The sequence below is a fragment of the Reinekea marinisedimentorum genome (genome assembly GCF_004341165.1).
Taxonomy (GTDB): Bacteria; Pseudomonadota; Gammaproteobacteria; order Pseudomonadales; family Natronospirillaceae; genus Reinekea; species Reinekea marinisedimentorum.
In genome coordinates, this window is sequence record NZ_SLZR01000002.1 from 25,636 (window position 1) to 38,694 (window position 13,059).

12 protein-coding genes are annotated in these 13,059 nt (G+C 51.8%); 2 read left to right on the forward strand and 10 right to left on the reverse strand.

Annotation, left to right across the window (positions count from 1 at the left end; translation table 11 throughout):
* Positions 1-35 precede the first annotated feature (35 nt).
* The 4 genes from BCF53_RS02415 to BCF53_RS02430 all read right to left on the reverse strand — a co-directional run bounded on the left by BCF53_RS02415 (position 36) and on the right by BCF53_RS02430 (position 5,343).
* On the reverse strand, positions 36-1,688 hold the full coding sequence (locus BCF53_RS02415) for an FAD-dependent oxidoreductase (protein WP_132699535.1): 1,653 nt from the start codon (positions 1,686-1,688) through the stop codon (positions 36-38).
* Positions 1,689-1,983: 295 nt separating this feature from the next.
* On the reverse strand, positions 1,984-2,586 hold the full coding sequence (locus BCF53_RS02420; RefSeq protein WP_132699537.1) for an IMPACT family protein: 603 nt from the start codon (positions 2,584-2,586) through the stop codon (positions 1,984-1,986).
* Positions 2,587-2,646: 60 nt separating this feature from the next.
* A complete protein-coding gene (locus BCF53_RS02425) occupies positions 2,647-3,237 on the reverse strand; it encodes a GDSL-type esterase/lipase family protein (protein WP_132699539.1) in 591 nt (196 codons plus the stop codon).
* A 102-nt stretch (positions 3,238-3,339) separates the two neighbouring features.
* The gene (locus BCF53_RS02430) at positions 3,340-5,343 is read right to left on the reverse strand and encodes a methyl-accepting chemotaxis protein (protein WP_132699541.1); all 2,004 of its coding nucleotides are present in this window, start codon (positions 5,341-5,343) and stop codon (positions 3,340-3,342) included.
* 231 nt (positions 5,344-5,574) lie between these two features.
* Between BCF53_RS02430 and BCF53_RS02435 the strand changes: the two genes are divergently transcribed.
* Positions 5,575-6,441 (forward strand): ion transporter, encoded by an 867-nt coding sequence (locus tag BCF53_RS02435; RefSeq protein WP_132699543.1) that lies wholly within the window; start codon positions 5,575-5,577, stop codon positions 6,439-6,441.
* A 13-nt stretch (positions 6,442-6,454) separates the two neighbouring features.
* On the opposite strand, the gene BCF53_RS02440 is transcribed toward BCF53_RS02435, so the two are convergent.
* The 5 genes from BCF53_RS02440 to BCF53_RS02460 form a co-directional block, all read right to left on the reverse strand.
* The gene (locus tag BCF53_RS02440) at positions 6,455-7,261 is read right to left on the reverse strand and encodes a TatD family hydrolase (RefSeq protein WP_165901783.1); all 807 of its coding nucleotides are present in this window, start codon (positions 7,259-7,261) and stop codon (positions 6,455-6,457) included.
* Complete coding sequence (locus tag BCF53_RS02445; RefSeq protein ID WP_132699547.1) at positions 7,248-7,868, reverse strand: DUF2799 domain-containing protein; 621 nt, start codon at positions 7,866-7,868, stop codon at positions 7,248-7,250. The genes BCF53_RS02440 and BCF53_RS02445 overlap by 14 nt, the downstream gene beginning before the upstream one ends.
* A gap of 81 nt (positions 7,869-7,949) precedes the next feature.
* Positions 7,950-8,723, reverse strand: coding sequence for a divergent polysaccharide deacetylase family protein (locus BCF53_RS02450; protein WP_132699549.1), 774 nt, complete (start codon positions 8,721-8,723; stop codon positions 7,950-7,952).
* Complete coding sequence (locus tag BCF53_RS02455; RefSeq protein ID WP_243645754.1) at positions 8,710-10,020, reverse strand: S41 family peptidase; 1,311 nt, start codon at positions 10,018-10,020, stop codon at positions 8,710-8,712. The genes BCF53_RS02450 and BCF53_RS02455 overlap by 14 nt, the downstream gene beginning before the upstream one ends.
* 48 nt (positions 10,021-10,068) lie before the next feature.
* A complete protein-coding gene (locus BCF53_RS02460; protein WP_132699553.1) occupies positions 10,069-11,217 on the reverse strand; it encodes a murein hydrolase activator EnvC family protein in 1,149 nt (382 codons plus the stop codon).
* A gap of 171 nt (positions 11,218-11,388) precedes the next feature.
* Here BCF53_RS02460 and BCF53_RS02465 point away from each other — a divergent pair, with 171 nt between their 5' ends.
* Positions 11,389-11,745 carry a hypothetical protein gene (locus BCF53_RS02465; protein WP_132699555.1) on the forward strand — a complete coding sequence of 119 codons (357 nt, stop codon included), beginning with the start codon at positions 11,389-11,391 and terminating at the stop codon, positions 11,743-11,745.
* Positions 11,746-11,879: 134 nt separating this feature from the next.
* On the opposite strand, the gene uxuA is transcribed toward BCF53_RS02465, so the two are convergent.
* Positions 11,880-13,058 carry a mannonate dehydratase gene (gene uxuA, locus BCF53_RS02470; protein WP_132699557.1) on the reverse strand — a complete coding sequence of 393 codons (1,179 nt, stop codon included), beginning with the start codon at positions 13,056-13,058 and terminating at the stop codon, positions 11,880-11,882.
* Position 13,059: the final 1 nt, after the last annotated feature.

Here is a 13,059-nt window from a genome sequence, read left to right on the forward strand (position 1 = left end):
TACCGGCGGACCGGGCTTTCAGAGAACAGAGAGGGTTACTGCCCGATACGCTTCACCATCTGGTAAGTCGTATAGCCACCGGTCACGTTCTTAACCTTGTAGCCCAGCTGCTTCAGTAAGCGATACGCCACATAACCACGCAGACCCACAGCACAGAAAATGGCGATGGTTTTATCTTTTGGCAGGCGCTCTAAATTGTCACGCAGATTGTTCACCGGGATGTTGATCGCCTGTTCGATCGTACCTAACACGCCCAGTTCGGTTGGGTTGCGCACGTCCAGCAACACCATGTCGCCGCTCTCAAGATCGGCCGTGTGGCAAATTTCATGCTCGCCGCGAATCACGTTACTGGCGACAAAGCCTGCCTGATTGACCACGTCTTTTGCCGAACCAAATGGCGGTGCATAACACAATTCAAACTCTTCCAGATCAAACACGGTCAGGCGGGCGCGAATTGCGGTGGCCAGTACGTCGATACGCTTATCAACGCCCTTCGGGCCAATGGCCTGAGCACCGAAAATCAGCCCGGATTTCGGATCAAAAACCAGCTTCAGATTAATCTGGGTAGCGCCCGGATAGTAGCCGGCATGATCGGCGCCGTGCACATAGATTTTTTCGTAGCTGATGCCTTCCGCATTCAGCTGCTTTTCACTGGCTCCGGTTGAGGCCGCGGTCAGGTTGAACACCTTACAAACACCGGTCCCCAGCGTATCTTTATACTCTGAAGGAATGCCCAGAATGTTATCGGCCACAATACGGCCCTGGCGGTTTGCCGGGCCAGCCAAAGGAATATGAGCCGCGCTGCCGGTTACAAAATGAGTCACTTCAATGGCATCGCCGACTGCCCATACGCCAGGTGCACTGGTGCGCATGTGCTTATCAACCTTAATACCACCACGCTCACCCAGTGCCAGACCAGCCTGTTTGGCCAGCGATACTTCCGGCTTCACGCCAATGGCCATGACCAGCATGTCGGTTTTAATGACAGTGCCGGAGCTCATGGTCAGCTCTAAACCTTCGCCGGTCTCTTCGATGGCGGATACGGCATCTTTCAGTTTCAGGCGAACACCGGCGCGGCGCATTTCCTGATGCAGCGGCACGGCCATTTCCGGGTCCATCGGCGGCATAATTTGGTCTGCCAGCTCTACCATGGTGGTTTCAATGCCACGGTGAATTAGCGCTTCGGCCATTTCAATACCAATGTAACCCCCGCCAACCACAACAGCGGAACGCGGCGCTTCAATATTGATTTTCTGGATAATTTTATCCATATCCGGAATGTTACGCAGGGTAAATACGGAGCTGGAATCAACGCCCGGAATCGGCGGAACGATAGGGTTAGAGCCCGGCGACAGCACCAAATCATCATAGCTTTCGCTGTATTCCGTTCCATCGGTGACATTTCGGACGGTAACGGTCTTTTCAGCGGTATCAATCGCAATCACTTCACTGTGAATACGCACATCCAGATTAAAACGGGCCTTCATAGACTCGGGGGTTTGCACCAACAAGGCGCTGCGCTCTTTGATTTCGCCACCGATGTGATACGGCAAGCCACAGTTTGCAAAAGAGATAAAGCTATCGCGCTCGAAAATGATAATTTGTGCTTCTTCGTCTAAACGACGTGCTCTGGCAGCGGCCGATGCACCACCAGCAACACCGCCAACGATGACAATCTTCTTGCTCATGATTTACTCCAATAAGTTAAGAAATTTATAAATTAGATAAATCTTATATAAAACTTTTCCGCTTCGCTACACATTTAAATCAATTCTCTGAATTTATCTCCAGGCAGGTAAGGGCGGAGGATGGTCCGGTTATCAATATGAAAAGGCTTGGCTTTAGTGAAGCTGAAAATGATGATTATAAAACATATAGAATAAATACCCAATTAGGTATTTTGACAACCTTTCACAGCCAACTGAGTCTGCAGGCAGCACAGAGAAGACTTAAACACCGTTAAAAAAGCAAGGGGCGGCAGCCTTAACCTTCGGGAGTCACCGAGAAGTGAAAATCCGGATTCCCCGGCGCAACCATAGACAGCGCCTCTTCGAGCATCGCCTTTTGTGAGTCTTTAACCGACAGGCCGGCCATCACTGCGCTCTGGTAGTCGATAAACGCCAACTCCAGGCGCAATTGCCCCAGGGTATGGCGTACCTGGCTTTCCAGTGCGAAGGGGAACTCCAGCTTAACCTGCCACAGGCTTTCCTGTGCCACATATTCCGCCTGGTCGAGGGTTTGGGATACGGCGTTGCCATAGGCCCGGGAAAGGCCGCCGGCCCCCAGCTTTATACCGCCGAAGTAACGTACGACAATCGCCACCACATCGACCAGGCCTTTATGATTCAGCACATTAAACATTGGCTTTGCCGCGGTACCGGAGGGCTCGCCATCGTCACTAAGGCCGGTGTTTCCCTTGACATAGAAGGCGGTACAGACATGACGGGCGTCCGGGTACTGATGGCGAATCTCTGCGATCCGGGCTTTGGCGGCATCAACACTGGCGACGGGCTCCACCCAGGTAAGAAAGCGACTTTTTTTAACTTCCAATTCTGAATAAACCGGTGCAACCAGGGTAACGGCCATAGAAATCACTCAAACTAAAATTCGGACGGAGGCCGATTCTAGCGAATACAGCCCGCGCCGTCAGTTAAACCACCAGCTGCGGTCGTTCAGGATCAACTCATAAATTTTTCGGTAGCCGATATCCGAGGGGTAGGTTTTACCGTTTTTGACCAGATCGCGCCGGTAGTCGATATCGTCCTGCAGGGCCGGCGCGATGCTGATGTAGGGCACACGCGCCTTCATGCACAGAGCGTGAAACAGTGTATTCAGGCGTTTAATACGGGCATTGCGCTGAGGGTCATAAACAGGCGGCGGCCCGACCATCAGCATTTTATAGTGCGGCCGGGTTTGCAAAAGAATCTGCTTTAATGCAGCCACAGACTGTTGATTCGACAAAACCGGTTTACCGTCCTCCAGTGCCGTATCTTCAACACCGAAGGACAGAATCAGGCGGTTATCCGCACCCACAGGCAATCGCGGCGCAAGCTCATTCAGGCGCTCAGCGACCGCCGCGGTGCTCTGCCCGGGAATACCCAGATTATAGTAATTCAGCGGACCCAGGCTGCGTCCGGTTTCAATCATCAGGCGTCCTGCCCACCCGCGCATTTCGCGATCGCCAACGCCTTTGACAAAGCCATCACCCAATACACAGATGTTCAGTTCAGAAGTCATTCAATTTTATCCGGCTAAAAACTAACACTGTTGTTATCGAACCGATGGTCAATTTCTTGAGTCGTTTAACTGCCGTATGGGTCACTCGTGGCGTATGCGCCACTAGAGTTTAAACCGGCCAACCATTTCTACCTGATCCTGTGCCAGTTGAACCAGCACCTGCGATTGCTCATCGGCCTGACCAACGCCGGCATTGAACCCGGCACTGAGGTCTGAGATTCGTACCACGTTCTCTGCCACTTCTTTTGCCACCGCGGTTTGCTGCTCGGCAGCCGAAGCGATGCTGGTGCTCTTTTCATCAATAGAGGATAGGTTTTGCAGCAGCCGCTCCAGTGCCTCACCAGCCTCCCGGGCTTTTTCGACGCTGTTCAGCGCATCCGCTTGGCTGGCCTGCATCATCTTGGTTGCCCCCTCCGAATTCTGCTGCAGGGTTTCGATCATGCCGGAAATTTCAGAGGTAGCATCCTGTGTTCGCTTAGCCAGCGAGCGTACTTCATCGGCGACCACGGCAAAGCCACGGCCTTGCTCACCAGCACGCGCCGCTTCAATGGCCGCGTTCAGCGCCAGTAGGTTGGTCTGTTCGGCAATGCTTTGGATGACCACCATGATCTTTTCGATGTCTTCACTGCTTGTTTTCAGCTCCAGCATGGCCTGACTGGCCTTTTGTAGCTGGGTGTCCAGATCCTGAATGGCAACAACGTTGGAATCCATCAGTTCTTTGTTTTCCAGCGCTTCCCGGTTGGCACTGTGCACCTCGGCACTGGTTTCTTCGGCATTGGTCGCCACCTGTGAAATAGCCGACTCCATTTCAGTTACCGCTGCCGCTACCGCATGGGTTTCCTCCATTTGCATGCGCACACGCGTTTTAATCTGCGAATTAACCTCATGGGCCTGTGCCGATGTGCTCTTCACCAGATTGGCGCCGTTGGATACCTCAGCCAGAATTTCTGACAGCGATTGCGCCAACGCATTTACGCCGCGGACAATGCTGACCAGCTCGGCACCGCCGGTTTCCGGCAGGCGGGTGGATAAATCGCCTTCTGAGATCTGGCGCAGCCCTTTCTGAATGGCGTTGATCGGCCGTTTTATACCAATAATCAAGTTCCAGATAATCACGATGGCAACCACTGTGGCAATAACACCGAAGATTGAAATCAACGAACGGGCACTGGCCAGCTGGTTCAGGGTTTTTTCCTCGGCGCTCGCCTGCACACCTTCTGCCAGCGCTATCAGCGAGGAGATCATTTCATGGGCCTGCACCTCCATCTGGTGCAGCTCAACCAGCATTCGCTCGTGGTTCTGCAGCTCCTTCAGGTAATTGGAGCGGTTAACAAACAGTGACTCGGCGCCGGTAAACAGTCCCTCACTCTGAACGATCAGATCGCTGGTCACGGAACCAAAGCTGCCGATATCCTGTTCAATAACCTGCCAGACCTGTTGCCATTCCTGATAGGTTGTACTCGCCTCTTCACGATAATCCAGCACGGAAGCGGGGTCTGTTTGCTGCATGGCAGAGGCCGTTAACTCAAACAGGGCTTCAACCAGATTAGAAAAACGCCCCAGTGCCAGACGCGCGCTAATCATCGACGCCTCACCATCAACGTAATCGGCAATATCAGTTAGCTCAGTCTCCAGCTGACGGAACATCTCATCACGAAAAGCGCTTTGTTCATTCAGTCTGCCAGCAACCTGCTGCTCACGCTGAACAACTTCCATAAACGCTTCGGCAGACTGAAAATTCTGCGCCGCCAGACTCACGACACTGGCATTCAGTGCGCTGTCATCACTGTACTCAGCAAGCTTTTCCGTAGCGTCTAAACTGCTGCTTTCCCATTGCTGAAACTCCTGCTGCAACGATTGCTGGCTGGTTGTGGATTCTGCCTGTGCATAACGGTTCACTACCAGGTTAGCACTCAGCAAGCCGACCTGAATATCGGAAACGACGGCCTTTAACGGGCTTGCCCGGTTAGTAATATTACTTAACTGATCTCTTGTCGATTCAAAGCCGCGAATGGCAACGAACGCAAGAATAACCAGCGTTGAGATAAGAATAACACCGACAAGAATGGCTCGGTTTACCAAACTGATGGGACCGGTAAATTTCATACTGCTGACACCTTTACATCTGTGAAAATTGAATATTTCGCCCAACTGCAGCCGAGTAATTAAATTCCGTTTAGGTTCCGCGAGTATAATGAGAGGCGTTCTGAACTATTTTTTTTAATATTATTATTGGAATAACGATAGACTATTTTTTTCAACCACGGTTAATCTAAGTCTAAAGACCGGCAAAAAATAACAAACTGTAACTAAATTCAGTTTTCCTTTGGGGACATCATGGCAGACAGAAGAACCAGCAAGTTTCATGTATTACAGACCGATGAAGATCAGGGTTCACTTTCTGCCTGGCAACTCGAACTTAACGACATTATTTTTGGTGCCGAGTCGCGCAAGGGTAAAGCCTTCGATGTCTTTCTGATCGTTGCCATTTTGCTCAGTGTTGTGGCGGTAATGCTCGAAAGCGTCTCACTATTAAGTGATTTTTATCGACGGCCGCTCTATTTACTTGAGTGGTTTTTTACCCTGGCATTCACGCTGGAATACTTCCTGCGGCTTTCCTGTGTGCGTCATCCGCTAAAGTATGCGTTCAGCTTTTATGGCATTGTTGATCTGCTTTCCATTATTCCAACCTACCTGTCGATCTTTATTCCCGGTGCAAATACACTGTTGGTGATTCGCATTCTGCGCATCTTGCGGGTGTTCCGTGTTTTAAAGCTGTTCAGTTACATGCACGAGGCCGAACAACTGGTTTGGGCCATGCGCTCCAGCAAAAGAAAGATCCTGGTATTCCTGTATTTTGTTTGCACCATTGTGGTGGTGTTCGGTTCGATCATGTACATGGTGGAAGGGCCGGCGAACGGCTTTACCTCAATTCCCAAAAGCATCTACTGGGCCATCGTAACCCTAACCACGGTCGGCTACGGTGATGTAACACCGTCAACGGCTTTTGGTCAGATGATCGCATCGGCAACGATGATCACCGGCTACGCCATTATTGCCGTACCCACCGGCATTTACACAGCAGAATTAACACAGGCCATGCGTGCCAAACGCGATGCCAGAGGCTGTATCGGCTGTGGTAAAACTGGCCACGAGCTGGATGCAGATTACTGCCGGCATTGTGGTCATGAATTACCGGAATGAACCGTACAGTTTTTTATTGCGGTAAATATTTGGCAGGCAGCCGGCTGAATAGACGCTGGGTATTTTCCCGGCACGCCTGAGTGAAGCTTGCTAACGGTATCGCTCTCGCCGTGGCCAGCGCCTCGGCAACTTCCCGCAAGGCCAATAACGGGTTATCACCGCCAGCAGATTTATTCGCCATGAACGGTGCGTCGGTTTCCAGCACAATGCGGCTCATCGGCAACTGCCGAAACACCTGCTGCAACTTCGGCGATTGCAGCACCAGTGGCCCGGCACCCAGGCAATAACCCAGGGCAAGGTACTGTTCAGCAATTTGAAGGCTGCCGGAAAACGCATGCACGACGCCGCAGACGCGGGGGAATTTCTTCAGTATTTGCAGCAGCTCGTTATGGGCTTTAACGCCATGCAGTATCACCGGCAGGCCATGCTGGTCTGCAAGCGCCATCTGCCGGTTAAGGCTATCGATCTGAATGTCTTTTGCCGGCCTTGACACCCTGCCCTGATAAAAATCCAGACCAATCTCGCCGATGGCCACCGGCGAATGCTGCACAATCGCAGCGGCCAGGGATCTGGCTTCCTGTTCCGGGTTGTTAACATACCAGGGGTGTGTGCCCAGTGCGCAGAAGACGCCTTCGCTGTTAAGCCCAATAACCTGCGGCCACTGATCAGGCTCGATACCCGGCACAATAAACTGTGCAATGCCCTGAGCCCTTGCCTGCGCCAGTTTTTCGGCAACACCGTCAACGGCATCGAGGTGGCAATGGCTGTCGATGAAACAAGCCGGAGCTAAGCACGACTCTGTGAACTCAGTAGTAGGCATACTTTTCTTCAAGCACCTGAAGCTTGGCCTGTGCTTCGGCGGTTTCCACAATAATCTGTCTGTTACGCTCTTCCAGGCCGCCAAGATCCTGCTGCATCTGACTGATTTCAGCATTCAAGGTGTAGCGGTCGGCAATGGATGTGGTATCTGCCAGCATCAGATTGGTTTTATCGATGATCTGGTTCTGCAGGGCTTCAATGTTGTTTTCATTTTGACGCTGCTCATCGTTGAGCGAACTGATCAGACTGCTCACCGAGTAAATTTGCTTACCGGCCTCATAGCCATCCAGGAACGATGCTTCCAAACCGGAAGGGCAAATGCCGCTGTAGTTGTAACCCCGTTTCCCCTGCGCAAAACCATTGCTGGTGGTACAGAAGCGTATCACGCCCTCTTCATAGCCATCCTGATAATCCCTGAATACCGGCGTAATACCATGCTTGGCACAGGCCTCGCGATGAGAAGCAATGCGGGTATCGGCGTAGCCGCGTGCACCATCCTCATAGCCAATCTGATACCAGTCTGCGGTCAGGCATTCATCTTTATTCAGTGTGGCACACCCGCTCACGACAACGATCAATAGCGGCCATAGAACCAGCAGCTTGTTCATAAATAACTCCAAAAAACAGATTTTATTTTTTTAAACTCAAAGCCTAAGAGATGCAACTTAACCGGCTATGAACCGCCTTAGTCAGGCACCTTCAGGAAAGTTACGCAATGGTAATTGAACTGGAGCATAGTTTAAAACCGACGAAAGCGGTGCCGTTTGCGTGAGCTCGTATTGGGCGGGGTCGAGCTCCCGGAAGAAGCGGATGGTTTCCGCATAGGGGTGACAGATCACGGTGATGTTTTCGCCGTCACGGGCACGGTCTACCGCCTTTTGCCATTGGCCGGCGATAAACTCCTGAGTCTGGTAATGATCGAGGAAAATCTGCCTTATCGACCACGGGATATGCGCATCGCGTGCAGCTTCCCAGGCGATGGTGGTGGCGATGGTTCGGCTGTCAAAAAAATAGAAACCGGCCTGTTTCAGCTCCTTCATCACCCAATTCATGGCTTCTCTGTCTTGCGTTAACCGGCTGCCCATATGGTTTGACAAGCCGACCGCATACGGCACGCTCTGAATGGCCTTTTGCAGGTTGGCCAACAATTGCACCTTGCCGTCGGCACGGTCGAGGCCAAGAGCGCCGAGTGGAAAGTCGGTGGTGTTTGACATGGGAGCATGAATGATGACCTCTTTGCTTCTGGCGTGCGCATACTCCGCCAGCTCTTGCGAAAAAGGCCGGCCGGGCATAACAGCAACGGTAGAGACCCATGGAATATCAATGGCTTCTCTGCCGATGTCACGCTGATTACCGAGGTCATCCAGTATCAGTACAATGGATCCGGAAGCGTAAGAATGGCTGGCGCTACAGAACAGCAGCGCCAGCAGATGAAGTGCAACGAGGGCTTTAACGGCTCGCATTCAGAATAGAAATTCCCTTCAGCACCGTCAGTGCCTGATAAAGCTGGTAATCATCTTCTGCCAGCTCAGCTTCTGCTTTCTGCGTACTTTCTGCAGTCGCTTTGCTATCGCTGTCGGCATCACCGTTCGGGTTATCCAATGCCCCGGCCAGATCAGCTTCTTTATAGAACGGGTCATTCTGGTTCTGGGTTAATGAACCCTGACGAATGATGATATCCGGCTCAATACCCTGCGCCTGAATAGAACGGCCACTTGGCGTGAAGTAACGCGCCGTGGTCAGCTTCAGTGCATGATCCTGACTCAATGGCAGAATGGTTTGCACAGAACCCTTACCGAACGAACGGGTACCCAGAATCAAGCCACGCTTGTGATCCTGAATCGCGCCGGCAACAATTTCCGATGCCGATGCGGAACCGCCATTGATCAATACCACCAGGTTGACGCCATTACTCGGGTCATCACTGTGCGCCACGAAACGGCTGTCTGAGTTGGAGATGCGCCCTTCGGTATACACAATCAGGCCTTCATCGATCAGTGCATCGACCACGGCAACGGATGCCTGCAGCACGCCGCCCGGGTTATTACGCAGGTCGAGTACCAAGCCCTTGAGGCCGTTCTCGGTTTCGTCGTTCAGAGCCTTAATGGCATCTTCAAAATCGTTACCGGTACGCTCCTGGAAGGCCGAGATGCGAATGTATCCGAAATCCGGTTCCAGCATACGGTGGCGAATACTGGTGATCTTGATAATGTCGCGGGTGATCTCAACGGTCAGCGGTCCGGATTCACCTTCACGCAAAACGGTCAGTTCAATATCGGTACCCGGCTCGCCACGCATCAGATTAACGGCATCGTTAATGGTCATGCCCTTAACCGGTGTATCGTCGATCTGAGTGATTAAATCGCCGGACTGCATGCCGGCTTTATAGGCAGGGGTATCGTCAATTGGAGAAACAACACGCACAAAGCCGGTTTCATCCAGAGTAATTTCGATACCCAGGCCACCAAACTCACCCGAGGTACTCTCGCGCAGATCGGCAAAATCATCCGGGGTCAGGTAATCGGAGTGCGGGTCAAGGCCCCGGAGCATGCCTTCAATGGCGGCTTCAATGAGCTCTTCATCGGTCACTTCTTCCACATAGCTTTGCTTAATACGCTCCAGCACCTGAGACATTAAGCGCACTTCATCGATAGGCAGCCGGGTTTCACTGTTCGCCTGCGCGCCAGTGGTTAAGCCGACAGCAATGCCAATGATCAGCGCTGTCGTAGCAGCCAGTACTGGGTTACGAATTAATCTCATAACAGTTCCTTTAACATCAGTTGTTTCATTCATTTCATTCACATGGGCCTACCTTTTACTCAACCAGGCGGATGGATTGACTGGTTCGCCATCTATACGAAACTCAAAGTATAGACCGCTGCGGCTATAGCCACCGGACTGGCCAACCTCGGCAATTACCTCACCGGCTTCAACCCAGCTGCCGACATCTTTCAGCAATGCCTGGTTACGGCCGTAAAGTGACCAGACGCCATCGCCGTGGTCAACAATCAGCAGTAAGCCGCTGGATTTAAAGAAGTCTGCAAAGATTACCCGGCCGCCATGTATCGCCTTCACTTCCGTGCCCGACGATGCCTCTATCAGCCAACCCTGCCATTTCAAAGCAGTGCCATCAATAGAGCGACCATACTGATTTACCAGCTTACCGGCTACCGGCCAGGATAATTTACCCTTAACTTTACCAATTGCTTCTAAACCGGGAAATTCAAGGCTCATGGCATCCAGTTTGGCCTGTAATTGCGCAATAAGTTCCGTCATGCGCTCCCGTTCGGCTTCTTTGCGGGCGATTTCTGCCTGTGTATTGGCGGTCTCTGTTTTCAGGTTCGCAATCACCTGCTCACGCCGGTTCTTCTGTTGCGACAATTCATTCAGCTGAGCCGTGAGCGCAGCTTTATCTTCGCTCAGCTTATTGCGGGTGGCCGTTTCAGCCTCGATGGTCTGTGCCAGAAGTCGCTGCTCCTCCAGCCAGGCGGTCAGCTGTTGCTGCTGGTTATCGGTTAAAGCAGAGAAGTAATACAGCTGACGGGACATTTCCTCTGGTCGCTGGCCGGATAAAATAAGCTTCAGCAGCGGAAAGTTATTCTGTTTATAGGCAAGCCGGAGAATTTCAGCCATCTCGTCCTGTTTTTCGGCCTGTCGCTGCTCCAGCTTTGAGCGCTGCGCGGCCAGTTCATCTAAACGGCTGTTATTGGCCTTGATGCCGCTATTCAATTGCCGAATGCCGGTTTGTATTCGCCCTATCTCGCTTTCAACCTGCTGCAACGCCTGGCGCTGTTTGGAGGCATCCTGATTTTGCTTGGCCAGCCTGGACTGCAGGGATTTTAACTCTTTGCTGATGTATTCAAGCTGTTGCCTGCTCTGATCAAGATCATCGGCCTGAGCAAAGGGGAACAACAGCAGGCAACACAACAGGATACTTATAATTCGAAAATCTGACACGGATGCGATTCATTGCTGACTTTGGCGAAATCTTATCAGCAGAAAAGTGAGCTGTCGCTACAAGGTATGGTATCCATTTCACAATAAGCCAGATCGAATACTGAGATGCACTATATAAGAGGCATTGATATTGCTTTGACTCTGCGACTAATCAAGCAAGGTGGGACGTAGATGACTTACACCAAATCAATGATTGATCTGATAAAAGAGATACGGCGTCGTGCAGATGCCGACACCAAACCGAATATCAAGATGGCCAATCCGGAATTATTATCTGAATTAACCGATATTTTCCAGAAAACCAAAGATGCCATCACCCTGGCACTGATCAAGGAATTGTTCCAGCTGGCCGGTGAACCGTGGGCCCACGCGTTATCTGAGAATACGACAGAGCACCCTCGAAAAATCCTGAAAACCTACCGCGGCCAAACTCAACTGGTCGACAGCCCGTTAACACAGGAAGCTGATCAGCCCCAGCATAAGCCCCCCGTACGGATCTACCGAGGCCAGATTGTCAACAAAGTCTGACGTGGCTAACCTGCACCGCAAAAGAGCAGTGATCCGGGTTTTCTGCGCTAAAAAAGACAAGCCCGTCGGTTGACGGGCCTGGTTGTTGATACATTCAATTGGGTTCAGTCGTTAAACAATTAGAGGTTCAGTCGTTAAAACTTAGCCCGCTTCAGACCCATCTCCAGACCCCGTAATTCCGCCAAGCCTTTCAGTCGGCCAATAGCCGAATACCCCGGATTGGACTGCTTATTCAGATCATCCAGAATTTGATGGCCATGATCAGGGCGCATTGGAATCAGGCGACGGTCACCCACTTCGGAGCGACGCTTTTCTTCCTTCAATAACTCATAAACCACTTCGTACATGTCGACATCGCCAGACAGGTGAGCAGCCTCGTGGAAGCTCTTCTGATTGTCTTCACGCTGAGTAGAGCGCAAGTGGATAAAGTTGATGCGGTCACCGAACTGACGAATCATCTCCGGTAGATCGTTATCGCCGCGCACACCATAAGAACCGGTACACATGGTAATGCCGTTGGCTTTGCTTGGCACAGCGGAGGTCAACCAGGCGATATCGTCAATGTTGGAGATTATGCGTGGCAAGCCAAGAATAGCGCGCGGTGGATCATCCGGGTGAATCGCCAAGCGCAAACCATGTTGCTCGCAAACCGGTACCAACTCCTGAAGGAACAGTGCCAGGTTTTCGCGCAATTTGGCTTCATCGATATCTTTATAGCGATCAAGCTGGGCCTGGAACTCTTCCAGGGTATAGCCTTCTTCGGCACCCGGCAGGCCGGCAATAATATTCGACGTCAGCTGGGCGATATCAGCCTCACTGGCCGCTTCCAGATATGCCTGAGCCTCGGCCTTTTCTTCGTCGCTGTATTCTGCTTCAGCACCGGCGCGCTTGAGAATGTACAGATCGAAAGCTGCAAAGGCGATCTGATCAAAACGCAGCGCCTTTGAACCGTCCGGTAACTCATAGGCGAGGTCGGTACGGGTCCAGTCCAGAACCGGCATAAAGTTATAACAGACGGTATCAATGCCGCACTCGGCCAGATTCACCAGCGTCTGCTTATAGTTTTCAATCCACTCCTGATAATTTCCGGAGCGGGTTTTGATTTCTTCATGGACCGGCACGCTTTCTACCACCGACCAGACCAGGCTCTTCTCTTCAATCAGGGCCTTGCGCTTGAGAATCTCTTCTTTGCTCCATACCTGCCCGTTAGGAATATGGTGCAATGCATTGACAATGCCGGTTGCACCCGCCTGGCGAATATCGTTAAGCGTCACTGAATCTGCCGGACCGTACCAGCGCCAGGTTTGTTCCATG